A 25,516-nucleotide genomic window follows, 5' to 3' on the forward strand; every position below is an offset into this window, starting at 1 on the left:
AGTAGATTCCCTGTGACCGGCATCACGGTTTGGCGAATACGCCCTTTTCCTTTGTTGAAAGTGAGAACATCGATGTTCCCTGACATGCGACGACGATCGATCCTGAAACTGGTGGCGGGCACCGCGGGCGCTGCCGCGGCGGGTTGGTTGTGGAGTGCTCCTGCTGCTCAGGCCGCTCCGAATCCCCGGGATACGACGGCCACCAACAAGTCCGGCGCGTTGGATGTGCTCGTTTTTGGAGATCCCGCCTCCGAAACAGCACATAAGGTAACAGCAAACCTTTCTGACATTGTCCCGGGAGGGTTGGGGCAGAACGCCCGCGTCCTTAACCCGGCCAGCGGCTTCTGGGGCGGCACGATTGCTGCGTCCATGGCCTGCAGGCCGAAGGGCGCAACGTACGTCACGATCAAACTGTGGGGTTCGGATCTTGGGGAAGAGATGGGCCGACTGCAGCTTTTCGTTGACGGAAAGCAGGTTGGGCATTACCACTTGGGTGCCGTTGACCCCTTGGACATTGCGGGCCACGATGCGAGAAGCCCGGGGCGTTTCTTCCTCCACACGCTCCCCCTTCCTGCCACAGCCACAGCTGGCAAATCCACGGTTAACGTGGAAATCCGTTCCATGGGATCCATAGCCGGGTACGCACAAACGGCGGATACGTATTACCAGGCAATGAAAGCACCAACCCGCGGAATCTACAGCCTGTACACGCACTCCGATCCGTTCTTCAACCTCGCCCTGGATGACGTGGTGGGTACCCGCCCACCGGAGACGCTCCGACCCACGCCGGGTAAGGAAATTCTGGATACCGTCATGGCGAAGGTCATTGCACAGGCTGACTCTGAGGCCGGCCGGACTGTTCCGCAGCTGGATTTGTGGTATCTGGAGTTCCTGGCACGCGCCTACGATGTTCAAGCCAGCAAGGCTTACAAGAATCCTGCGGTTCCGGCGCAGGTTGCCAGCAGCATGGACGCCATCTACTGGCGCTCCCGCACGGATCCGAAGATCATCCGCGACTCCACCCAGCAGTGGATGGGCTTGGGACGGCTGGGCCTGGTGATGCTTCAGCTCAAGGAACAGATTGTCAAGCTTCTGGATGAACCCGTCGCAGGTTCCCCGGGAGTCATCACCAACGCCGGCTTCGAGGCCGGAGGTGCCTTGCCCAGCGGCTGGAAGCAGACGATTTGGACAGGCAGCGGCGTGGCCTCCCGGGATACGACCGTTTCCCGCACCGGCGGCGCTTCAGGAAAGGTAACCGTGCCCGCTACGGGCGGCGTCGTGGGATTGGGTCCCACGGCCAGAATCCCTGTAGGCCCGGGAACATACTCATACGGAACATGGGTCAAGACAGAGGGCGTCAAAACCGGCGGCGCCTACTTGGATGTTTTGTTTTTTGATGCTGCCGGCAAACTCGTCGGGGGTGACAACAAATACTATGCAGCAGCCGGAACCAATGACTGGCACCAGGTAACGGCCAGCCTTGCCACGCCGGCCAATGCAACACAGGCCGAAGTGCAGGTCCGTGTTGACGGCGCAGGTACCGCATGGTTTGACGATCTGACTCTGCAAGTTCCCGCCGGTTCTGCTTTGGCTCCTGTGCTGCGGCGTGATGCCTGGGCAACGATGCTGTTGGAGAGTCGCGAATACTGGCGGCAGAACTTCCCCCAGTACACCAATCAGGCGATGATTTGTGCCATCGGTCTTTACCTCGCCGACCGGGGGCTGAGCCTCGTCGGTTCGAAAAATGCTTGGGGAGAGACCAAAGCCCGGGAGTACATATACCAGTCGGTCGGACTCAAGCCCTGGCTTGGCCCCGAGAACGCCGACGGTACGCCAAAGAAACCCCTTGGTGGCTCCTACTTCCAGGTTTCCAAGAAGGGTATTTCCCGCGAGCTGGGCTTCGCCGGTAACTACGGTGAACTGCAGGACTGGATTGCCCTGATGTTCGACGCTGTCATTGGCATCGGTGGTGTGGACGACCAGAAACTCCGCGAGCATCTCGTGACCATGACCAAATCCCGTATGGTTTTCCGTTATCCGGCTGTGGACAGTGACGGGTACAAAGCCGTTCGGTACGAAGCTATCGTTGGATGGCGTGACACCGAGTACCCCGGCCGCGTCGCGTACGACGAAGGCAATAAGTGGGATGGTCACGCCCTTAAGGTCGTGGCACTGCTGAAGGACCCCGATCTGACGGCTTATGCCCGCCAGTCCTTGGACGACAACCAGTTCTTCCACATTTTGAAGGACGGCTACGACATGGGTATGCAGGCCCGCACGTTCCTGCATTTCCTGAGCGCGGCTGATGACTATGCCTACGTCAGTGGCGCTCCGGCAAGCAAGGTCCGGCTGCCTATGATGCCTGACCAACCTGACTTTGTCTTCAGCGACGAAGAAAACGGTGTACTGGCAGTCAAAAACGGCAACGAGATCCTCTACGCCTCCCTGTATTGGCGCGCCAGATGGGGCGTTAACCGGCTGGCGCGCATACACCTTATTGGTTCGGACGGCATCGAACGTTCCGGGACGGTCTGGCAGAACGTGCAGTTCATCCCCGACGGACGGACGCACAAAGAACCAAACTGGGTTAACTGGGAGTTCGGAAACGCGGACATGCCCGGGATCCCTGGTGGCGGCTTCGCTCCTCCAGGACCGGCGTTGGAACAAGCGTTTGCAGGGCAGGAGCTGCCCCTGGCAGCGGCCCCAAGCGACGCCCCGACCATCCCGGTCGGCACGGAAAGCCCGTTTGCCGGCCGTGCCGATTTCTACGAGTGCACCTACGGTCCGTACTTGATCGCCATGAACACATCGGCCACGAAGTCCTACACGGTGACCCCTTCTCCAGAATTCGGTGTCGCTGTGAATCTTGTGACGGGACAGAAGGTCCAGCCCAACACGGCTTTGCAGGTTGCCCCCGGGACTACTTTGGTGCTGCGGCGCCGCTAGGGCTCAGGGTGCCCCGCGCAGACTCCTCCTCGTCCGGACGGGGCACCCCATTGCTAGGATCAACACGTGAAATCGACGATCACACCCGTACCCACCGCTGACGTGACCACTGCATCCAAAGCGCGCGGCCGCGGACCCATGCGTTCCGGTGTGGTGAACATGAAGGACGTCGCCGAGCGGGCTGGCGTGTCCACATCGACCGTGTCCCGCGTCATCGCGCAGAACCCTGCGGTCCACGAGCAGACCAAGGAACGGGTTCTGGCAGCAATGGCGGACCTCAACTATGTCGTGAATGGATTGGCTCAATCCATGCAGGGACGCGGAAGCCGGGCGGTCGGCTTCCTGGTAAGCCACATGGTCGGTCCAACCTTTGCAGATGTTGCACAAGGCGTCGAGGAAGAAGTCGCCAAACTGGGTGATCTTTTGACCATCATCACCACCCACGCAGATCCCTCCGGTGAAATGAAGGCCTTGCAGCAGATGCGCGAACAGCGCGCCAGAGCTGTCTTGCTGGTCGGGGCCAGTCCGACGGGCCAGGACTACGAAGAACGGCTGCGGAAATACCAGGAATTCCTGTCGGCGACGGACACGCAGCTGATCCTATGCGGACACCAACATGTGAGCTCTGTCCCGGGGCTGCAGAGCGTCGATTACGACAATATCGGCGGGATACGGGCGGCCGTCGAACACCTGGCGGCCCTGGGGCACCGGCGCATCGCCTACCTTGGCGCCGCTGAGGGCCACAGCACTGCTGAACAACGGCTTCGAGGATTCGAGCTGGCGATGAAGGACTCCGGCCTGGACCTCGACCCGGCCATCATCCCGGCGTCGACCTTCGAGGTGGAGCCTTGCGAAGCCGCTTTGGAGAACCTCGTCTCGACAGGGGCAGATTTCACCGCGGTCATAGCGGCACGAGATGAAATCGCGGTGCGGGCGCTGCGGGTCTTCAGGAACCACGGCCTGAGCGTGCCGGACGATGTTTCCCTGGTGGGTTTTGATGACATGCCCTTTATGGGCGATCTGACGCCTGCCCTGACAACGGTCCGGGTGCCCTACCGCGAACTCGGCAGACGAGCCGGGATGCTCATCACGGACAGCGGCCCGGATTCACCTCAAGTATTGCCGGTGGAACTGGTGGTCAGAGCCTCGACCAGCGCCCTCCACGAGTGATCAGCCGTCCCTGCCGGCCACTGACGGGCGGGTAGCGGAGTCTCTGAGAATGAGCTTGGGTGCGGCTACGGTGTCTTTGATGTCTCCGGCACCCGAAATCCGCTGAAGCAGAAGTGAGAATGCCCGCGCCCCAAGGCCCCCGAACCCAGGTTCCACGGTAGTCAGTGACGGCAAAGTGAATTCGGTGAACGGCTGGTTGTCCCACCCGACCAGCGACACTTGTTCAGGAACGTTGACTCCGCGGTCATGAAGCGCGCGCAGGGCAGCGTGGGCGAGCCCGTCGTTGGAACAAAAAACAGCCGTTATCTCCGGAGAATCGGCGATCCGGAGTCCTTGCTCGTAACCAGAGTGCACGGACCTCGTCGCAGGCAGCACTGGAGGCGGGGTCAGCCCGGCATCTGCCAAGGCATCAATCCATCCCTGATAGCGCCCGGAGAACTGCGTAAGCGGGAAAAGCCCCAGGTGATGCACGGTTGGATGGCCCAGAGCCAGGAGATATTCGGTGACGGCGCGACCGGCCGAGTACTCATCGATGAATGCGTAAGGGTGGCCCGGCTGGCCCTTGGAAAACCCGGACGCTGCGACCGCGGGAACGTGCGCGGGCAGTTGTCGCAACAATTCCGCGCCGGCCGGATCGAAGTCAATGACAATGGCACCGGCAACCTGCTGCTCCAACGCCGGGCCGATTGCCGCCAGCGCGTCATCGGGGTCAGGTGACTTCACCGTGGAAATGACGACAGAGTAGCCCGATTCACGTGCGGCCCGCTCAATACCTGCGATAGTGCGGGTATAACCGTAGAACTCGGTGCTGGCGGTCAGGATGGCAATCATTCGCCGCTTGCCTGATTTCAACGCCCGAGCGAGTGAACTCGGCCGGTATTGCAGTTCCTCGATGGCGTCAAGGACCCGCTGGCGTTTCTCCTCGCTGACAGGAATGTTCCCTGTTAGGACACGGGAGACGGTAGGCACGGAGACCCCGGCCAGTCTTGCCACATCGGCGATGACAGGTGCTCTTCCGTCACGCGGGCTCCTGGACCCCCCCGCCATGACGGCGCTCTTATTGCTTTCAAGCATGGCATGCCCTAACTTTCGGGACGCCCGGTTCGGGCAGGTCCTGAACGGGTGAAGTGATCAGGGACGTCGGTATCGTTATCTTAACGTCACGTCTGCTTTGCAGCCGTATGCGCACCGCAGACGGCTCGCGAAAGGTCATCTGGCAACCAGCCCAGTTGCGGTCAGCCATTCCCTGATCGTTTGAACAGTCCAATCCTCGTGCTCCAGATGAACAAAATGCCCTGGGCAAGGGGCCACACGAATCGTCGAGGCCGGAGAGATTGCGGCCTCAATAGCCGCTGCCTTTTCCGTCGAATAGATTGCCAAAACCGGACCGGGACGGTTCCGAAGCCACAGCCGCGCCTGCGGCAGAGGACCCAAGGCGTCCGGAGTCATGTACATGCCGTCGAAAGACTCCAGGAGCACGCGCCCGTCACTTGCCTCCAGGTCCTTTCGGATGGCTTCCTTGTCACTGGCCGGCAGGGTGGGGGAGTAGGCCTCGCTGAGGTCCCGCACCGCCGCGGCCGAACCCAAGGCGGCCAAGTCCCGGCGCCGCTGGGGCAGCCCCCGGCACTCCTCTTTATCAGCCCCGTACGCAGGATCGATGACGATCAGGCCAGCGACAAGATCCGGTCTGGCCAGCGCCAGGTGGGAGACAACACTGCCGCCCATGGAGTGGCCCAGGGCAATAATTGGGCCCGTCTCGCTGGCCAACTCGGCCAAGTCCTGGGCCATCTCGCTGATGCCATGCCTTCCCCGGACCGGGCCTGTCGCGCCGAATCCCCGAAGGTCAACGGATATCGCGCGAGTCATGTCTGCCAACGCCGGCTGCAGGCGGTCGAAAGTTGCGTGTGACGAGCCCCACCCGTGGACAAGAACAAGAGCTCTGCCTGTTCCCAGACTCTCAGTGTGGATCTTCATACAGGGCTCCTGTCGAGGTAGAACTACTGGACACCAGTTTATGATATCGATATCAAGTCATCAATCCCAAGGCTTGATACCCTTCGGCTCCATTCGCAGACCGACCTTGAACGAATGGGCGGGGGGTTATTGCGCGACAGGGAGGCAAGCCCTATTCTGATATCGATATCAGTGAGCGAGATCTCATCACCAAGAACTTTCCGCCCCGCCGAAATGGCGGCAGGAGGGGCAAGTTTCGCCAACGGGCCAAGAATCCGGGCTGGCTCCGAATGACCAAGGAGCGGGTCGCATATTGGCCGGCAAGAACAATCGAAGGGAGGGTGTCATGCGCAGAGGCGTGGCTACCCGCGACAACGATCTGACGGTTGACACCACACAGCCGCCCGCAGGGACTGTGATGACAGGTGTCGCCACCATCAAGGACCCGGGCCAACCGGCCAAGACGCGCGGACCGGCCCGCAAAGCCGGAAAGGGCTCTTGGGCCTTGCTGTTGTTGGCTGCACCAGGGATCATCTGGTTCTTCGTGTTCAGCTATGCGCCAATGGCTGGCCTGGTTGTAGCGTTCAAGAATTTTAGTGTGAGCAAGGGGATTTTCGGGAGCCCCTGGAACGGGCTGGACAACTTCAAGTACTTCATCGCCAGCGGTGATGCTCCACGGATTGTTACCAACACTTTGGTCTTGAATGTCCTGTTCCTGGCTGCGTCACTGGCCGCAGGGCTGTTGTTGGCGGTTATGCTCAACGAGCTCAGGGCCCGCTTTTTCAAGCGGTTCATGCAGTCAGCGATCTTCTTTCCCTACTTCGTTTCCCCGATCGTCATCAGCATCATGCTGCAAGTCCTGTTGTCAGGTGCCCAGGGAAACGGCGGGGCAGTCAACGATATGTTGGGTATTTTCAATCTCCCTCAGGTCAGCTGGTACACGGAACCTGGCCCTTGGCCCTGGATCCTCACCATCGTCAAAGTCTGGCAAATGGGCGGATACATGTCAGTGATCTTCCTGGCAGCAATCACCTCCATCCCTGAGGAAGTCTACGAAGCCGGCATGCTCGATGGCGCCAGTCGTACAAAGATGGCCGTATCCATCACGCTGCCCCTGCTTCGACCCACTGCGGCCATCCTTCTCGTCCTTGGCGTGGGGAGAATCTTCTACGGTGACTTCGGCACCATCTACGCGATTGTGGGCGATAACGGCACTCTGTTCTCGACCACTGACGTCATCGACACCTACGTTTTCCGTTCGCTGCGCACCATTGGTGACTTCGGCACCACAGCGGCCATCGGCCTTTTCCAGTCCATTGTCGGCTTCATCCTGATTACCGCTGCTGTCCTCGTGCAGCGCAAGTACTCCAAAGAGACGACGATCCTGTGACCAGCACACGCGCCAAGACGGCCCACCCGAATCCTCAGCCGGGACCGCTCCCGGAAAAACCAGCCACAACACAGGACTCCACTATGTCAGCACTCACCAGGACATCCCGAGTTTCGAACACCTCGAGCAAAACGGCCAAGCCCAAACCGGAACCCTTTACCGTTGCGAGCTACATCGGAGTCAGCCTCTTCGGGCTCTTCTCACTCATTCCGCTGTGGATGATCATCGCCGGGTCTTTCACCAAGGAATCCGTGCTTGCCCAAAAGGGGTACAGCTTCTTTCCCAGCGAATTCTCCCTGGAGGCCTACCAAGCGATCTTCGGCGGCACTGCTTTACTCAAGGGGTACGCGGCCACGCTGTTCATCACCATTGTCGGGACGGCTCTCTCTCTTTGTGCCACCGCCGCCCTCTCCTGGGTCATCGCACGACGCATGCCGCGGATCAGTCGACCGCTGACTGTCTTCGCCTACCTGCCCATGCTTTTCAGCGGTGGCCTGGTCCCGCTCTACCTGCTGGTCACCCAGGTCCTCAACCTGCAGAACAGCTGGTTCGCTGTGATTCTTCCGCACATGATGGCCCCATTCCTGGTGTTCGTTGCTGTCAGCTTCTTCCGGCAGCTGCCCGAAGAGATCCTCGATTCGGCCAAGGTGGACGGGGCAGGGGAGTTGCGGATCTTCTTCCAGATCGTGCTGCCGCTTTCCAAACCCATCCTCGCCGTCATTGGGTTGTTCTACGCCGTCGCGTACTGGAACGAATGGTTTACCGCGCTGCTGTTCATTTCTGATCCAGAGAAATATCCGCTGCAACTGATGCTGCAGAACCTCATCGCCAACGTCACCAGCGCCGCGCAACTGCCCAGCGCAAGCGCAGCAGCAGCTCCGATCTACCAACTGCGGCTCGCCCTGACCGTAGTCACCATCGGACCGATCCTTCTGGCCTACCCGTTCGCGCAACGATACTTCGTCAAAGGCCTGACACTCGGCGCCACCAAGGGCTAGGAACCTTTCATCTCCAGCTGTAAAAGCATCGCTTAACCAACTACAAAAGTCCCGCCCCGGGACGCCACAAAGGAGTGCAACATGTTCGAAAACAACCGATTCTCCCGCCGAGGCTTCCTCGGTTTGGCAGGCGGGCTTGGGGTAGCCATGGGCCTCGCTGCCTGCGGCACCTCAGGATCGTCCGCAGGAGGAGCTGTCAAGGGAACAACTTCCAAAGCCGTGCTGCCCAGCGCCGCACCTGGCAATTGGAAGGAAGTCCTCGACAAGGTCAACACCAAACTTCAGTCAGACCTCGGCTTCAATTTCGACGCCCAATTCATCAACTGGTCCAACTACCAACAGCAGGCGCTGCTGAAGTTCACCGCAGGAGAAGACTTTGACACCGCGCTGCAGGCGCTATGGCTCAACATGGCCCAACTGCAGCAAAGCGGATCGCTGACCGACCTGAGCCAGGAAATCTCCAAGTACAAGAACCTCAACGCGGCATTGCCCGAAAAACTGCTTGCATCCAACACCTGGGATGGCAAACTGTGGGGCATCCCGCAGGTCAACAGTGCAGCGCGAGTACAGCACTTCGCAATCCGCCAGGACCTCGCCGACAACCTCGGTTTCAGCACCATTGAAGACTACGACCAGCTTGAGCGATTCTTTTACGCCGTAAAGGAGAAGGGCAACGGCGTCGTGCCATTCGGCGCCAATGCCAGCAACACCAACCTCCTGGCCGTTCCCACGCCCACCGCAATGTTCAATGCCGAGTCCTGGGAAAACCCGGACACAATCGCCTTCGCGTTCAGCGGCAAGGGTGTGTTCTTCATCTTCGACAAGGACGCCAAGCAAAGCGGCTCCTCCAAGCCCGTGCCCTTTTGGGAAAACGCCGGCGTGGTCGACACTCTCCGCCGAATCCGCAAGTACCACCAGGACGGAATCATTAACGCGGATGCGCTCAACGCCGACGCGGCCACCATCAAGAGTCAATGGACGGCAGGAAAGTTCGCCACCACCTGGGCCATCACCGATGGCACCAGCAGTGCCGCTCTTCCGGCGCTGCAAAAGGCAGTCCCGGGCGCGGCTCTGGGCAACATCATGCCGCTCAAGGGCGGTCTGTCCGCAAAACCGAACCAGACATTCCAGGCTGACAACCTCGTAGTGGTCAGCTCCAAGTCGGGCAATCTTGACCGAGCCCTGCAGCTGCAGGACTGGCTCTCCATCAAGGAAAACCACGATCTCCTCTCCTACGGCGTCGAAGGCAAGGACTGGGAAGCAGTCGGCGACGACAAGTTCAAGCAACTCAGCGACTACTCATTTCCCGGCTACGCCCTGGCGTGGCGAACGTCGCTGGAGCGCAAATCTGCCTCCATCTCGGCCACGGAAGAGAAGATCTTCGACTGGGCCCAGAACTACGACAACTTCACCACCGACCCGTTCGCATCCTTCATCCCGGATGCGACCCCGGTCAAACAGCAGTTGGCGGCCCTGGCCAATGTCGTCACCGAGTTCGCCAACCCGCTCTACTACGGACTGGTCGATGTGGATTCCCAGCTGGACAAGCTGAAGAAGGCCGCAGACTCCGCCGGCCTTCCGGCGCTCCAGGCAGAAATGGAAAAGCAGGCCGACGCCTACTTGAAGAAGTCCTAAGCCCACTGTGGCCCGGGACGTCCCGGGCCACAGTACTTCTGCAACGACGTCAGCCAGGATCTCCCTAACCACAGCACAGCCCATAACGCCGGGAACTGCGCTGGGGAGCATGTCATCAAGTCTCCATGGAGAAGAAACCATGATCCGCAATCCAATCCTTCCGGGCTTCAATCCCGACCCGTCGATCATCAACGCCGAAGGCCGCTACGTAGTTGCGACCAGCACGTTCGAATGGTTCCCCGGGGTTCGCTTCCACACGTCCAACGATCTCGTGTCATGGAACCCGGCAGGGTACGCCCTTACCGATCCTGCCCAACTGGATCTTCGCGGCATACCCGATTCGGGAGGCATCTGGGCACCCTCCCTCTACTTCCATGGCGGCCGGTACTGGCTCCTTTTCACCATTGTCAGGACCGTTGGCAAAGCAAAGGACGTCGACAACTACGTCACTACCGCACCTTCACTTGAGGGGCCATGGAGCACCCCGGTGTACGTTGGTTCACGCGGATTCGACGCCTCGCTGTTCCATGCCGCCGACGGAAAGCTCTACCTCGTGGGCCTGCGCTGGGACCACCGCATTGGACATCCAAGTTTTGGTGGCATCCAACTTCAAGAACTCAACCCTGCCACCCTGGCCAGGATCGGCACGCCACGGATCATCTACCAAGCCGAGGAACTGACCGAAGGACCCAACCTCTACTTCCGCGATGGCTGGTATTACCTCCTACTCGCCGAGGGTGGAACTGGTTGGAACCACGGAATCCGTCTGGCACGATCACGCAACGTCTGGGGGCCCTACGAGGCTGATCACCAGCCCGTCCTCACCACCCGAGACCTTGACCCCATCGCCGTCGCACGGGACGGCAAAAACGGGGTCTCCTTTGGGTTCCACAAGGCCGGCCACGGCGAACTGCTCGTAACCGACGACGGCGACTGGTACATGATCCATCTGGCATCCCGACCGGTAGAGGCCAACGAGGGAGCCGTTTGCCCGCTTGGGCGCGAGACATGCCTTCAGCAGGTTCGATGGACCGATGATGGATGGCTCCGGCTGGCCCACGGCGGACATTGGCCCGCCCTGAATGTGCCCACTCCCGCAAGCACCAAGGGACAACCCCAGCCACCGTCCAGATATCGCAGCATCCTCTCACCGGCCACTCTTGGCCAGACCTGGCTGACGCTACGAGTCCCTGCGACCGACACCTGGAGCACCTGGGCCATAGACAATCCAGATAGCCAAGTTCTGCGCCTCACCGGCCGCGACACACTCCGCTCGCTAGATAAGCAATCGCTGGTCGCCCATCCCGTCACCGAACGGAACGCCCGTCTTCGTGCTGTTGTCCATGCCGACCCTCATGAGCCAGCCCACCGTGCAGGTGTCGCCGCGTACTACGACACAATCGGGCATGTCTTTTGGCATGTGACAGCCACGGACGAAGGAAAGAGGGTCCTTGCCGTCGAACGCCGTGACCATAACGGCGAATACGGGCAGATGCTGGGCTTCGACCCCGGAGAGAGCGGCCCCGTGCACCTGGAAATCACGTTCCACAAAGGAACCGTGAGCGCGGCTGCTTCCCACGACGGCGAACTCTGGCACCCCTTGGGCGAGCCATTGGACATCAGCTTTCTCAGCGACGACCATGCCGGACTACTTCGTTTCACCGGATGCTTCACGGGGATCGCAACGAGCGACGTGGCAGAACACTCATGGAGTGCCGAATACGAACACGTCGAGTTCATGAGCTGAAAGACAACCCCGGTAGCAGCATGACTCTTACTTCCAATAACAACCACGGACGCCATGGGCCGGCAGAACGGCACTCGATAAATGGGTTCGCCAGCACAGAAAGTGAAAAGGACGTCAATTGAGTGCAGTACAGCACAGCTCTGACACGCCAGGAGACCCCCGGTTCAGACCCAAGGTTGCCCTGGCCATGCAGGACATCGAGCTGCGGGACGCGCTGTTCTCCAAGCGACTGCGGGCCAGACTTGAAGCCGTGGCAGACTGCGACTTCAGCCATGTCATTCAAGACTTCTCTCGTGTCCAGGACGACTATCTTGAAGACGTTGATGTCCTGCTCACGGGATGGTTCTCACCGGTCATCGATAAAGAGGTCCTGCGCAGAATGCCGCGGCTGCGGCTGGTCACCCACGCTGGAGGCAGCGTCAAAGGCCACGTCATGCCCGAATGCTGGGAACAAGGGATCCGCGTCACCACGGCCGCCGAGGCAAACGCGCTGCCTGTGGCTGAGTTCACGCTCGGGCTAATCCTGCTCGCGGGCAAGTCAGCGTTGGCAGCAAGCCACCTCTACGTTCAGCGCCAGGCCAAGATTGACCGGGAGCTGGAGTTTCCAGGTACAGGGAGTTACGGCAGAGTAGTGGGCATCGTCGGGGCTTCGACCATCGGGCGCCTTGTTTTGGATCGTTTGCAGCCCTTCGACTTCGACGCGCTCCTCTACGATCCGACGCTTTCGGACGAACAAGCGCGAAGACTGGGCGCCACTCGCGTCCAACTCGACGATCTGATGGCAGGTAGTGACATCGTCTCAATTCACGCACCCGTCCTGCCCGAGACCATCAACATGGTCGGGCAGGCACAACTTGCAGCCATGAAAGACGGAGCGACACTGATTAACACGGCCAGAGGTGAACTGGTCGAATCCTGGGCTTTGCGACACGAACTCATCACGGGCCGAATTAACGCCTATCTTGACGTCACAAGCCCCGAGCCACTGCCCACGGGAGATCCGCTGTACGGGTTGCCCAACGTCCTGCTGACCCCGCACATCGCAGGCTCAATGGGGACCGAACTGCACCGCCTTGCCGCTTACGCTCTGGACGAGATCGAACTCTACGCGGCAGGCCTGCCACCGAAGTTCCCTGTTGAGCTGACCGACCTTGCAAAGATGGCATAGCGATGACTATTTACTGACGCGCCGGCGCTATCGGTATCCTCCGGCAGGCCCCGGTGCATGGAGCCGCTCGGCTCGCCGCTGACCTTGCGTCGCACGATCAACACCCCAGAAGACTAAAGCCCCACGGGCAAAGGAGACTACATGCAAATCACAGACGAGAAACTTCACTACGCTGCGCCGGTGACACCAAGCACTGGAACCTTCTCACCGCTACCGTTGACTGCGGTCCAGCTGGCGGGAGGCTTCTGGGGCGATCGGCAACAGTTGAACCAAGAGGCAATCATCCCCCACGGAACGGATTGGGTCACCCGTCTGGAATGGCTCGGCAACCTCGAAAAAGCGGCGACCGGCGAAAGATATGAACACCGCGGCCGCGAGTTCGCGGACTCCGAGGTGTACAAACTCATCGAAGCTATGTCCTGGGAGCATGCCCGCACCGGGCAATCTGACCTCGACGGGACATTGGAATCGTTCATCAACAAACTGGCAGCAGCGCAGGATCCAGATGGGTACCTCCACACACTTTTTGGCCGCCCCTGGCAGCAGCCCCGCTATTCCGATTTCAAATGGGGCCACGAACTCTACTGTTTCGGTCACCTTATTCAGGCTGCGGTCGCCAACTACCGTGCAACAGGGACAGAGAAGCTCCTGGCTGTAGCCATGAAGCTCGCTGATCACGTGTGCACTATGTTCGGTTCCTCGGGCCTCAACAAGGTGTGCGGTCATGCCGAAATCGAATCCGCCCTCGTTGAGCTATCCAGGCTCACCGGGGAGCGTCGCTACCTTGATCAGGCGAAGATATTCATCGAGCGCCGCGGTACAGGGACACTGCCACTTATTGAGTTCGGCCAAGCATACTGGCAGGACGACGTTCCCGTGCGGGCCGCCACAGTCCTTCGTGGTCACGCAGTTCGGGCGCTCTACCTGGCCGCTGGCGCCGTAGATGTAGCTGTCGAAACCAATGACCAAGAGCTGCTCAATGCCTTGAAGCAACAGTGGCATAACACTGTCGCCCGACGGACGTACATCACCGGCGGCATGGGTTCGCACCATATGGACGAGGCATTTGGGGACGACTTTGTGCTCCCCCCGGACCGTTCGTACTGCGAAACCTGCGCGGGCGTTGCGTCGGTGATGTTCAGTTGGCGGCTGTTGTTAGCCACCGGAGAGGCAAAGTACGCAGACCTCATCGAGCGGACACTCTACAACATTGTGGCGACGTCACCTGCCCCCGACGGCAGATCGTTTTTCTACGCCAACACGCTGCACCAACGAACCAGCGTAGGCGAGGCCCCGCTGAACGAAGACGGGGTGTGCATCCGAGGCGGATCAAGTGGCCGGGAGGCGTGGTTTGAGGTGTCCTGCTGCCCGCCGAACGTTGCCCGGACGCTGGCCAGCCTCGGATCCTACCTGGCTACATCGGATGAGACAGGCGTTCAGATCCACCAGTATGCTGCCTCCCGGATCCGTGCTGACATCATTTCTGGCCCCGTCGAACTTGCCATCGAGACGGATTACCCTGCCAGCGGCAGTATCAAAGTCACCATCGTCGAAGCACCGGCGACCCCCTTCACCGTGGCATTACGGGTACCGGACTGGGCCCACGGTGCAACCATTGCTGCAGGAGAGGGTGTGCAACGTGTGGCACCCGGAATGGCGACTGTGACCCGGTCGTTCCAACCCGGTCAGCAGCTGCTCCTCGAGCTGCCTATGGAGCCACGGTTCACGATGCCAGATGATCGGATAGATGCAGTCCGCGGCTGCGTGGCAATTGAACGAGGGCCAGAGGTTTTCGCATTGGAATCCGTCGATCTGCCTTCAAGCGTTGCGCTTGAAGACGTTCTGGTAGACGTCTCATCCGGCCTGACCTACTCCGATGGAACAGTCAACCTCACGTTGAGCACAGTGGTGCGAACGCCTGCACGACAGAGCCAATGGCCGTTCGCCTCAGAAACTGCCGCAAGCGCTGCCAACGAACGAATCGCTGCTGAAGTGCCGTTAGTCCGCTACCACTCCTGGGCGGAGCGGGGAGCCTCCACGATGCGGATCTGGATCCCTGCCCGGGCGTAGCAGTCGAGTTTGGACAGACCACCACTCCTACAGCCGATGAAGGACTTCCACACTTTCTCCGCAGAAAGGCAACCATGGCGCACTTCAACGCTGCAACCTTGCTCGCCGACGTTATTCGCGACCCCGCGGCTTTCCAGATCATTGCCAACCACATCCCTGAGCTGACAGCAAACCCCATCCTGCACACGCTGTACCACTACGAACTGGGCCTGATACTTGGCACAGAGGAATCCCTGCGCGACAACCCGGCGAAGAGGGATGAAATTCTAGCGATGATCGAGGCGTTGCAGCCCTCGCCATCGGTGGACCGGACAATAGCGCGGAAACCGCTCGCTGCCATCGAGGACTCTGGATCACCGGTCCTCGCCGGCCGCCACCCAGAGTACGCAGCCGAAGGACGGAAATGGGAGAAGTATGAGGTGCGACTTCACGGCCCGTCCCATGGCAATCCGTTTACAGACGTCGAACTGTCAGCGGAGTTCACCTCGGATAATCAAACGCTGACGGTTTCTGGCTTCTATGACGGCGACAGCACATATCGGATTCGTCTGCTCGTCCCCGCCGAAGGCGAGTGGACGTTCACAACCCGTAGCAACGCCAAGTCCTTGGACGCCATTTCGGGAAGCTTTACGGCAGCTGCCCCGCTCCCGGAATCACGCGGACTCGTCCGCGTGGCCGACACATTCCACTTCGCATACGACGACGGCACCCCGTACCTTCCGGTTGGCACGACATCCTACGCCTGGACCCACCAAGGCAGCGAACTGGAGGAGCAGACTCTGCTCACTCTTGCTTCCGGCCCCTTTAACAAGGTGCGAATGTGCGTGTTTCCCAAGTCGTACATGTTCAACGAAAACGAGCCTGAGATCTACCCCTACGAGGGGTCGTTCCAGGACGGATTCGACTATTTTCGACCCAACCCACTCTTTTATCACCGTCTGGAAGGGCGAATCGAACAACTTGAAGAGCTGGGCGTCGAGGCCGATCTGATCCTGTTCCACGCCTACGACAGATGGGGCTTTTCGCGCATGAACGCCACGGCGGATGACCTGTACGTCAAGTACATAACTGCCAGGCTGGCTTCTCACCGGAACATTTGGTGGTCCCTAGCCAATGAGTTCGACCTCCTCTTCGAGAAAACCGTCGAGGACTGGGAACGTTTTGCTGTTCTGGTGCAAGAGAATGACCCGAACAACCACCTCATCTCGATCCACAACTGCAGGGAGATGTATGACCACTCAAGGCCCTGGATCACGCACTGCAGCATCCAACGTATAGATGCCTACTTAACCGCCGAGATGACAACAACGTGGCGGCAGGAGTGGCATAAACCCGTAGTCATCGACGAATGTGCCTATGAAGGGAATATCGACCAAGGCTGGGGCAACATTACAGGTGAGGAAATGACGCGCCGTTGCTGGGAGGGCGCGGTGCGCGGGGGCTACGTCGGTCACGGGGAAACATACATCGCTCCGAACGACATCCTCTGGTGGGCCAAAGGTGGACGGCTGCATGGAACGAGCCCGGACAGGATTGGATTCCTAAAGCGCGTAATGGAAGAAAGCCCCAAAAAGCACCTTGAACCCCTCAAAGGTTACGGGGATGCACCCAGCGCCGGGATAAAGGATCAGTACGAATTGATATATCTCGGATTCAACCAGCCACGGTACCGACGCTTCGTAAAGCCCTCCGGTGTGCAGTTCGAGATCGACATCGTAGACACCTGGAACATGACAATTGAGACCCTCCCCGAAACTTATGAGGGTAGGTTCAGCATTGATCTACCAGGCCGGCAGTACATGGCCATCCGCCTTCGTGCCATAACCGAAGAACCCGCCAGCGGCAACGTTGATCCGCAAGCCTAGACGAAATGGGCGAGGCACTGTTGTAGTGCCTCGCCCACTGGTGTTCCAGACCAATCGGCTAACGGGTCTGCATATTCAGGACTTTCCTACCTGATGGTCCATTTCTGGTTGGTCTGGCCGTTGCAATTCCAGATCACCACCGGGGATCCGTTGGTTGTGCTTCCTTCTTTGACGTCGAGGCATTTGCCGGACTGCTGCCCGATAAGCTGCCGGGTCAAAGGACTGTAGCTCCACTTCTGGTTCGTTCCGCCAGTGCAGGACCATTGCTGCACAAAGGCACCATCGGCGACTGATTGTCCGCTCACATCGAGGCATTTCCCGGACGAGGCGTTGACGAGTTGCCCTGAGGCGTCGAGAGTCCACTTCTGGTTCGTGCCGCCGTCGCACGTATAGATGTCCACGACCGCGCCGTCCCGGGGATCGAACGACTTCAGGTCTAGGCATTTCCCTGATTGCGCGCCCAGGACTGCCTTGGCCTGCGGTTGCTGCTCGGCAACGAGCTGCCATTCCTGTGAACCATCGGTCGCAGAGTTCTGGAGTGTCAGCGGTGAGCCGGCTGTGGAACCGGTCAGGTAGACGTTCGTGTTCTTCGCTGCCTGGAAGCGGTAGTAGCCGTTGCCGTTGTCAATGACGTTCCAACTGCCTGACGCTTTGTTGTCCACCCATTGTCCGATGCGTTGCCCTGTCGTCGCGTTTCCGGTCCAGATGGAGGCCTCGCGTCCGCCGGATTTATTCAGGAGTGTCTTCTTGCCGTCGGCTTTGGTGACCATGTGCCAGTACTGGGTATCGGGGTTCTGCGCCGCGCCTGTCGGTTCAAGGACGACGTCGGGGACGTCTGCGTTGCCGATGTTCGCGTCATTGGTGTTGTTTCCCGTGCCCATCACTTGGCCGGTTTTGCGGTTTACCACCCTGTAGTAGGTGCCATCGGATTTTCCGAGGTCCACCTCGCCGTAGCGAATCGCGGCCTGGCTGCCGGCGCCGCCCCAGCTCGCCTGCAGTATGACGATCCGGCCGGTGCCGTTCACGTATTGAAGGTTGCGGGTGTATCCGGATCCGACCGGTGTCTGGTACTCCGTCCAAGCGCCGTCGCTGCGACCGCTGTTATTGACCCACACGTTTCCACTGCCCGCGGCGTTGTAGGCAATCCGCCCGTCGGGGAGGGTGACTAGAACGGGACTGCCGCCTTGAGCCAATGAGTGGGAACCTGCGTCTACCGGTAGTCCGGTGATCTCTTCGCCGTCGAAATCGCTGGCAGAGCGGAACTGCAGGGGGTCATCGGCAATCTTGAACCTGACGTTGGTTCCGCCGCCCCAGTATTCGTATGTCAGTAACCATTTGCCGTCCGTGGTCTGGGCGATCGTGGTCATCCCGGGGCGTCCGCCGCCGATCTCGGTCTTGCCGCTGCCCATGTTCTGCGTGGACCCCGAGACGTCCACGACGGGCGCGCTCCAGGAAGCGCTGGTGCCGTCCCAGGTCTTGTGGACAAGAATCTGACCCTCCGAGTCCGGGGCCGCGGCGTTGTTCGGGTCAAGGATCGGCACGCCGGTGACCGGATCAAAGCCCAGATAGTCATTCTCGTCGGAATAGTAAGCCACGAGCTTGCCGGCATGCACCATCAGAAACGGCTCCCAGATGGGGTCAACCTGCCGGGCCGTGTTCTCCGCGGCGATATTCGTTCCGGTCGCACCAGCGCTGCCGCCCTGCCATCCAGCCGTCGCGATGACGTTCAGGACGTTCCACGTCATTCCGCCATCGGTGCTCGAGAAGAGCGCGAGCGCCATGTCCTTGCGGTCTCCGTCATTTGTCGGCACCCAGTTCGGATCGGCGGCCTTGTGCTCTTTGTAGTAGGCGTCCTCACCAGTCACGGTGCTTGCCAGCAGGAGAGTACCCGCCGTGAGGTTTCCAACATCCTGCGGCAGCGTGTAAAGGTAGGGGCTCGCCCAGTTGCTGGTGTACTTGGCGAACTGAGGGTCGCTGGAAAGGTAAGCCGGTGCCTTGACCTCTGACAGCGGCTGCCATGACGTTCCCTGGTCATCGCTCTTATAGACGGGGAGCGTCTGTCCGGTAGCCCCTTGAGACTCGGCAACGACGGTTGACTTCTCAAACGTCGCCACCAGACGCCCGCTCGGCAACTGGGTCGACTTCACATAAATGGCACAGTTGCCGCGACCTTTAAGGCAGGGCTGATCGGCGGGAACCTGGTACATAACCCCGCCCTCGGGTGCGTAGGCCTGGGCACTGATCGCGGGCAGGTACAAAAGTGACACTGCGGCAACGAAGACTCCAAGAGCCTTCACCAGCCTTCTTTCCTTCATAGCCCCTCCTTTGGGGTTGGTGGCAACTGTTTGGCCCCGCCTTGGTGTATTCACCGATTTCGCGGATTCCGAGGCGCCGTTGTACACGGCGACGATCGGGAAGGTGGGGATGCGTTCATGGAGCCTTGTGTTTCGTTGGCACCATGAAGGACTGTGAGGAACGCTACAAGACAGTGTTACCGGAAACAAGAGTCTGCAGAACTTTGTGCCACTGAAGGCATGGCGTCCCATTCGATGCGATGTTTCCGGTAAACTGGCTGCGATACGCTGAACCCAAGGTTTCGGCTCAGAGGCCCGGAAGGGTCCGATGTTTCTGGGGGTTACACATGGAGTTGGATTTGCCCAAAGACCTGGAGCAACCCGGTCTCGATCCGTCCAAGCCCGCAACAATCTACGATGTGGCCCGCTTCGCCGGCGTGTCACATCAGACGGTGAGCCGTTTCCTTAGGGGCTATGAAGGAATACGCCCCGAAACCCGTGACAGGGTCATCAACGCACTCCAAGAACTGGGCTACAGGCCGAACCTTGCTGCCCGCTCATTGACGACCGGCCGATCCCACCGTATTGGTGCTTTGACGCACGAGATTGACCAAGTCGGCCCCAGCAAGATTGCGCAGGGGGCCAGTCTTGCCGCCCGTCAGGCAGGGTATTTGCTGGACATCGTGACACTCGACATGAGTAACCGTGACGCGATTAACGAAGCCTTGGAGTTGATCATGCAGCACGATCTGGCCGGTGTGCTGGCGCTTTCATCCACTGACGAGATGACTCAGGCCTTCGAAGCTGCCGACTTCCGAGTACCGGCATACGTAGCTGCCGAGAGCGATGACGCCCGCGGAGGGCATCCCTCCGAACTTTCTTCTGTAGGGCTGCCCGCACTGGTAGGGCACCTCGCAAGCTTGGGTCACGAGCGAGTGCTGCATATCGCCGGGCCCACCACTTATTCCGCGGCACGCAACCGCGTTCGGGCTTACCAGCGGGCAGCTGCGGAGTGTGGGATGAGCTCCCAGGGTGTCCTCGATGGGGACTGGTCGGCCAAGTCCGGTTACGACGCCATCATGGCCTTGTCGGGTCCGCTCACGTTTACGGCTGTTGTGGCCGCAAACGACCAAATGGCGTTAGGTGCAATCCTTGCGCTGACTGAACGCGGTTATCGTATTCCCGACGACGTCAGCGTCACGGGCATTGATGATATCCCTGAAGCAGCCTACTTCGCGCCGCCGCTGACCACACTCAGGGTTGACTTCGCGACCCAAGGCCGCATCGCCGTCGAACAACTCCTGGCACGGATAGAGCACCGTGTGCTGCCGCACAGTCCGAGCCTCCCGTCAAGTCTGATCGTTCGGAAATCGACAGGTCCGGCAAAACGCTGAAGCAGAACGATTACCCTCCAGCCCCGAGCGCCCATTGCTATGCCCGAACTTCTGGGCTCCCTCGCGGGCTGAGGAGATCCCACGCTGCACACGGCCATCGGCCGGAGCGTGTAATCAGCTTGATTGCCGGTAGACCATGCGATGTCTCAGGGTTCGTTTGGCTTCCATAGCACCGGGGGAGATCTTTCCGTCAAGGAGGTCCTCGACAAGTTGAACAGTTGTTGCCCCAACCTCGTTGAAATCGAGCGATAGTGTGCTGAGTTCCGGCGTCAACAACTCACCTATAGCTATGCCGTCCATTCCGATGACGGAGCACTCTCGCGGAACCGATTTACCGGCGGCGGCGATGGCTTTCATTGCGCCAATGGCCATGACGTCGTTGAAGGTAATGAGGGCATCCGGAAGAAGATTCGTTTCCATGAGGGAGGACACCGCCGTTCGTGCGCCCTCCGCAGAGCCTTCGGCATTGAGGAAGGTTACGGGAACACCAATTTCACCTGCTTGCCGAGCGAACGCTTGTGCACGGACCGACAGTCCTAAAGGGGGAGCGGAATCGAGGTAGGAAATTCTCGTTCGTCCCTGGCTGATGAGATGGCTGAGCGTGAGCTGGGCCGCATGGACGTAGTCAAAGGACACTTCTCCGGCGGCACCGGGGTACTCCGGGTGGTCCAAGAGGACCAGCGGGCGCCTTCCCAAAACCCTTTGGCAGGTCGCAAGTCCGCTGCCTGACCATCCGATGACTGCGTCAACCTGTGGTGCGATTTGCTCGATTGCCAGCATCATAGTGTCTGGATCGGAAGCGGACTCGTTGAGCGTGATTTGCCAACCTCGTCGGGTGGCGTGGTGGACAACGCTGGAAACGACGGCGGGGAAATAGGAGTTTGTTAATTCGGGCACCACCATACCGACGCACGTCCCGGCACCTTGCACAAGCCCTTTGGCAAAGCGGCTTGGTGTGTAGCCGAGTTCTTCGGCGAGCTTGCGGATCCGGTCTTTGGTGTGAATGTTAATGCCCGGCATGTCGTTTATCGCCCGGGTAACAGTCTGCGTTGACACGCCACCTTCTCGGGCAACGTCCTTGATGGTGACGCGGCGGTTTTTGGAATCGGGGGAGGGCGCCATCATTTTGACGGATTGGGTGGGAGTTGGTTCTTCAACTGGGGGACGGCCCGTGGTTTTGACACCGATGCATGTATTGCCGAAGCAAGCTGTTCGGCCTCAACGAGGCAACATGACTGTCCAGCCGCCGTCTTCATCGTGGCGACGGCGGCTGGCGGTACCGTGTCTGGTAGGGGATTCACGAAACTCATGTTCGGGTTTTCAAAGCATTCGTTGTTGCGTTATTCCATAGGGGACCTGGTCAGAGAGTTGCACGGTGTATCTGCCGGGAGCGTGGCGGGTGACGAGAATTCCATGGGTTCTGGTGTGCAGGGCCAGAGCTTGGAGTGACTGGTGGGCATTGTCGAGTTGTTCGTCCAACGCCGCAGGGTTGGTTACCTTTATGTCGATGGTTGCTGGTGCAGCCGTCATGGGTGATTCCTTTCTATTCTTTGACGCCGCCTGTGGTGAGGCCGGCTTGCCAGTAGCGCTGGAGGACCAGGAAGGCGATGATCAGGGGCACGATGCTGACGAGTGAGCCGGTGATGACGGTGGAGAACAGGGCTTGGGCTCCGCCTCCGGCTGCGCTGGCGGCCTGTTGCTGGGCGAGTCCGACGGTCAGCGGGTATAGCGATGAGCTGTTGAGCATGATGAGGGGGAGGAAGTAGTTGTTCCAGGTAGCGACGAGCGCGAAGAGGAAGACTGTAACGACGCCGGGACCCAAGAGCCTGAAGCCGACCTGCCAGAAGATCCGGAATTCACCGGCTCCATCGACGCGGGCGGCCTCGATGAGTGAATCCGAGATAGCGTCGGCGGCGTAGACGCGCATGAGGTAGACGCCGAAGGGGCTGACCAGGGAGGGCAGGATGACGGCCCAGGGGGTATTCGTGAGTCCGGCCGTGTTGAAGAGCAAGTAGGTGGGCAACGCCAGGGCAGTCAGGGGGATCATGATCGCGCCGAGGATGATGCTGAAGAGCAGTTTGTCGCCGGGGAACTGGTACTTCGCGAAGGCGTATCCGGCTGCTGTTGCCAGGATGGAGGCGATGACGGCGCTGACACCTGCGTAGAGCACTGTGTTGATGACCCATTGCAGGAACAGTCCGTCCCGTACCGTGAAGACGGAGACGAGGTTGTTCCAGAGTTCAAAGGTCTTGCCGAACCAGAGTCCGAAGGTGGAGAACAGGTCCGCGTTGGATTTGGTGCTGGCAACGATCAACCAGAACAGGGGGAGGATAAAGTACAGGGCGCACAGCCACAGCAGCACCGTGAGGAGCGTACTGCGCTGGCTTTCCCGGGGGCGGAGCTTTTTGCGGGGTGCCGGTGTCGTCGGGGGTGCAGGTTCGTTGGTGGTGTCTGATGTGATGTGCATGGTTGTCATTTGCTGGCCTTTCGCTGCCGTCGTTCGCCGCGCTGGGTCTGCAATTGAACGACGTACGAGACAATGGCGATGACGATGCCAAGAAGGAACGCGATCGCGGCAGCATAGTTGACGTCTTGGTTGACGAACGCCAGGTTGTAGGCATAGAAGTTTGGGGTGAAGCCGTTCGTGACGGCGTTGGGTGCTATGGCGTCCAGCAGGCTGGGTTCGTTGAACAACTGGAACGTGCCAATGATGGAGAAGATGACGGTCAGGATGATGGCTGGTCGGATGGCGGGGATCTTGATGTTCCAGGCAATGCGGAATTGACTGGCCCCGTCGATTTCCGCGGCTTCGTAGAGTTCCCCGGGGATTCCGCGCAGCGCCGCGTACATGATGATCATGTTGTAGCCGACGAACTCCCAGGTGACGATGTTCATCATCGAACCAAGGATCGATTGCTGGCCCAGGAAGTTGGGCGATTCGAGGCCGAAACTGTGGAACAGTTGCGCGAAGGGGCCGAAGTCGGGACCGTACAGGTAGCCCCACATGAGGGTGGCCACAACTCCCGGAACGGCATAGGGCACAAAGTAGAGCAGACGCAGGGCCTTCGAGCCCCGGGCCCTGCCACTGTCCAGGGCGAGGGCAAGGAACAGGGCGACTGCCAGCATGATGGGAACCTGCACGAGGAGGAAGACGCCCATCCGGCCGATCCCTGCAAGGAACTCAGGGTCGGTGAGGGCCTCGACGTAATTTGAAAGCCCGGCGAAGGAAAGCCCACCGATGAGTTGACTCTTGAACAGGCTCAGGTACCCGGCGTAGCCGAGGGGGATGACGAGCATCGCGATGAACACGATGAAGAACGGGAGAACGAACAGGTAGGCCGCTGTGACCTGGGTGCGGCGGCTGGATGTGGATCGCCGGACGGTGGATCCTGCGTTCCGGGTGGCCGGGATGATGGTGTCGCTTGCCACTGGAATCCTCTTGTTGGGGCTGATTTGGGAACCGGGAAGCGGGGACAGGGTCCCGCTTCCCGGCAGGGTGTTACTTGACGGTGAAGCCTTGGTCCTTGGCGTAGGAGACGAGCGTTTCCTGCCATTTGTCCAGGGCGGTGTTCAGGTCGCCCTTGGCGCCGATGGCCGTGCCGACAATTTCATTGAACTGCGAGTAGGCGTATTCGGTGAAGGGAAGCCATTGGAAGTCGGTGTCTACGGTGTTTGAGATCTGCCCGAACAGCTTGTTGACCTGCTGGCCGCCGAAGAACGCGACCTTCTGGTCAGTGTAGGAGGAGTCTTCCAGCACGCTCTTGGCGGCGGGGAACAGGAACTGCTTGGTTGCGAACATCTTGGTGGATTCTTCATCGTGGTTGATGAACTTGGCCAGTTCGGCTGCGGCGATCGGGTTCTTTGTGGTCTTCAGCACGGCGTCAGAGGAGCCTCCCCAGTTTCCGGAGACCTGCTCACCTGCGCTCCACTGCGGCAGCGGGGCTGCGGCCCATTTTCCGGCGGTGTTTTCAACCGTGCCTTGGAGGAAGATCGGCGCCCAGGCTGCGGTCAGCCAGCCGGCGTACTTATCACTGGCCAAACCTTGGTAGTACTGGTCGTTGAAATCTGCGTCCACCGAGATGAGGTCCTTCTGGATCAGGTCCTGCCAGTAGGCGAGCACCTTTTTGGCCTCGGCGCTGTTGACGTTGATGCCGACCGTTTTGTCACCGTCATAGCTGAACGGCTTGACGCCCGCCTGCCACAAGAGCCCGATCACCTGAGCGGGGTCGTTGGTGGGCAGGTTCGAGATGTAGGAGCCGGTCTTTTCTTTCACGGCCTTCGCGTCGGCCGCGTACTCTTCGTAGGTTGCCGGTGCTTTGGTGATGCCCGCCTTTTCAAGGATGTCGGTCCGGTAGAGGTTGCCCATCGGTCCCACATCCTGGGGGACGGCCCACACGCCCTTGTCGTTCGAGACTTGCTTCCAGGCCCAATCCACGTAGTCACCGGATATGTCGTCTGCCCCGTACGGGCGGAGATTCAGCAGGGAGTTCGTGAGGTTGAATGAGGGAATGTACTGGTATTCAAGCTGGATCACGTCAGGGGCACCGTCGCCGGACTGCAGGGCGGTGCGAACCTTTTGGTAGTGCTCCCCGCCCTGTCCGACGTTCTCGACTGTGACGTCGATTTGGGGGTACTTTTTCTCAAACAGGGCTACTTCATTCTGGACGTCCGGAAGCCAGGTCCAGAACGTGAGCTTTGTCGGGGTGCTCATGGCCTTGTCGAAGTCCTCCTGCGACATGGCCGTGGCTGACTGTGCGGGGGATGTGCCGGCTGGGGAGCAGCCGGTGATCATGAATCCGGTGATACCGGCCAGCACGGCCATGGCCGCCGCTGTTTTTGACGCCTTCTTCATCGTGGCTCTTTCTTTGGTTGTTGGTGGATCAATG

18 protein-coding genes are annotated in these 25,516 nt (G+C 59.9%); 10 read left to right on the top strand and 8 right to left on the bottom strand.

The genetic code is table 11. The features are described from left to right. The first annotated feature begins 84 nt into the window (after positions 1 to 84). Positions 85 to 2,946, top strand: a complete 2,862-nt coding sequence (locus tag LDN90_RS09800; protein WP_223948871.1) for a hypothetical protein — start codon at positions 85 to 87, stop codon at positions 2,944 to 2,946. Positions 2,947 to 3,012: 66 nt separating this feature from the next. Continuing rightward, positions 3,013 to 4,116: a LacI family DNA-binding transcriptional regulator gene (locus LDN90_RS09805; protein ID WP_223948872.1), complete on the top strand. Its 1,104-nt coding sequence runs from the start codon at positions 3,013 to 3,015 to the stop codon at positions 4,114 to 4,116. On the opposite strand, the gene LDN90_RS09810 is transcribed toward LDN90_RS09805, so the two are convergent. After that, entirely contained in the window at positions 4,117 to 5,190 is a 1,074-nt protein-coding gene (locus LDN90_RS09810; protein ID WP_223948873.1) for a LacI family DNA-binding transcriptional regulator, read from the bottom strand. It abuts the gene before it with no gap. A gap of 135 nt (positions 5,191 to 5,325) precedes the next feature. Next, positions 5,326 to 6,090 (bottom strand): alpha/beta hydrolase, encoded by a 765-nt coding sequence (locus tag LDN90_RS09815; RefSeq protein WP_223948874.1) that lies wholly within the window; start codon positions 6,088 to 6,090, stop codon positions 5,326 to 5,328. 325 nt (positions 6,091 to 6,415) lie between these two features. Here LDN90_RS09815 and LDN90_RS09820 point away from each other — a divergent pair, with 325 nt between their 5' ends. From LDN90_RS09820 to LDN90_RS09850, 7 genes are all read left to right on the top strand, one after another. Then, the gene (locus LDN90_RS09820; protein WP_223948875.1) at positions 6,416 to 7,459 is read left to right on the top strand and encodes an ABC transporter permease subunit; all 1,044 of its coding nucleotides are present in this window, start codon (positions 6,416 to 6,418) and stop codon (positions 7,457 to 7,459) included. Between the two features lie 83 nt (positions 7,460 to 7,542). Further along, positions 7,543 to 8,457 (top strand): carbohydrate ABC transporter permease, encoded by a 915-nt coding sequence (locus LDN90_RS09825; RefSeq protein ID WP_223948876.1) that lies wholly within the window; start codon positions 7,543 to 7,545, stop codon positions 8,455 to 8,457. A gap of 81 nt (positions 8,458 to 8,538) precedes the next feature. Next, entirely contained in the window at positions 8,539 to 10,092 is a 1,554-nt protein-coding gene (locus tag LDN90_RS09830; protein WP_223948877.1) for an ABC transporter substrate-binding protein, read from the top strand. A gap of 139 nt (positions 10,093 to 10,231) precedes the next feature. Continuing rightward, on the top strand, positions 10,232 to 11,839 hold the full coding sequence (locus tag LDN90_RS09835) for a family 43 glycosylhydrolase (RefSeq protein ID WP_223948878.1): 1,608 nt from the start codon (positions 10,232 to 10,234) through the stop codon (positions 11,837 to 11,839). Positions 11,840 to 11,957: 118 nt separating this feature from the next. Then, a complete protein-coding gene (locus LDN90_RS09840) occupies positions 11,958 to 13,007 on the top strand; it encodes a hydroxyacid dehydrogenase (RefSeq protein WP_223948879.1) in 1,050 nt (349 codons plus the stop codon). 141 nt (positions 13,008 to 13,148) lie between these two features. Beyond that, positions 13,149 to 15,077: a beta-L-arabinofuranosidase domain-containing protein gene (locus LDN90_RS09845; RefSeq protein WP_223948880.1), complete on the top strand. Its 1,929-nt coding sequence runs from the start codon at positions 13,149 to 13,151 to the stop codon at positions 15,075 to 15,077. A 74-nt stretch (positions 15,078 to 15,151) separates the two neighbouring features. Further along, positions 15,152 to 16,942, top strand: coding sequence for a DUF5605 domain-containing protein (locus tag LDN90_RS09850; RefSeq protein ID WP_223948881.1), 1,791 nt, complete (start codon positions 15,152 to 15,154; stop codon positions 16,940 to 16,942). 86 nt (positions 16,943 to 17,028) lie between these two features. Here LDN90_RS09850 and LDN90_RS09855 read toward each other — a convergent pair whose 3' ends face one another. Further along, entirely contained in the window at positions 17,029 to 19,257 is a 2,229-nt protein-coding gene (locus LDN90_RS09855; protein WP_223948882.1) for an RICIN domain-containing protein, read from the bottom strand. Between the two features lie 326 nt (positions 19,258 to 19,583). On the opposite strand from LDN90_RS09855, the gene LDN90_RS09860 reads away from it, so the two are divergent. Next, complete coding sequence (locus tag LDN90_RS09860; protein WP_223948883.1) at positions 19,584 to 20,630, top strand: LacI family DNA-binding transcriptional regulator; 1,047 nt, start codon at positions 19,584 to 19,586, stop codon at positions 20,628 to 20,630. Positions 20,631 to 20,744: 114 nt separating this feature from the next. On the opposite strand, the gene LDN90_RS09865 is transcribed toward LDN90_RS09860, so the two are convergent. The 5 genes from LDN90_RS09865 to LDN90_RS09885 all read right to left on the bottom strand — a co-directional run bounded on the left by LDN90_RS09865 (position 20,745) and on the right by LDN90_RS09885 (position 25,482). Further along, complete coding sequence (locus LDN90_RS09865) at positions 20,745 to 21,755, bottom strand: LacI family DNA-binding transcriptional regulator (RefSeq protein ID WP_223948884.1); 1,011 nt, start codon at positions 21,753 to 21,755, stop codon at positions 20,745 to 20,747. Between the two features lie 195 nt (positions 21,756 to 21,950). Then, positions 21,951 to 22,160, bottom strand: coding sequence for a hypothetical protein (locus LDN90_RS09870; protein ID WP_223948885.1), 210 nt, complete (start codon positions 22,158 to 22,160; stop codon positions 21,951 to 21,953). A 13-nt stretch (positions 22,161 to 22,173) separates the two neighbouring features. Further along, positions 22,174 to 23,106 carry a carbohydrate ABC transporter permease gene (locus tag LDN90_RS09875; protein ID WP_223948886.1) on the bottom strand — a complete coding sequence of 311 codons (933 nt, stop codon included), beginning with the start codon at positions 23,104 to 23,106 and terminating at the stop codon, positions 22,174 to 22,176. Further along, positions 23,103 to 24,059 (bottom strand): sugar ABC transporter permease, encoded by a 957-nt coding sequence (locus LDN90_RS09880; RefSeq protein ID WP_223948887.1) that lies wholly within the window; start codon positions 24,057 to 24,059, stop codon positions 23,103 to 23,105. Before LDN90_RS09880 ends, LDN90_RS09875 begins: the two co-directional genes overlap by 4 nt. A gap of 70 nt (positions 24,060 to 24,129) precedes the next feature. Then, positions 24,130 to 25,482, bottom strand: a complete 1,353-nt coding sequence (locus tag LDN90_RS09885; RefSeq protein WP_223948888.1) for an extracellular solute-binding protein — start codon at positions 25,480 to 25,482, stop codon at positions 24,130 to 24,132. Positions 25,483 to 25,516 lie beyond the last annotated feature (34 nt).

The organism is Arthrobacter sp. NtRootA1, assembly GCF_019976975.1.
In the GTDB taxonomy this organism is placed as follows: Bacteria; Actinomycetota; Actinomycetes; order Actinomycetales; family Micrococcaceae; genus Arthrobacter; species Arthrobacter aromaticivorans.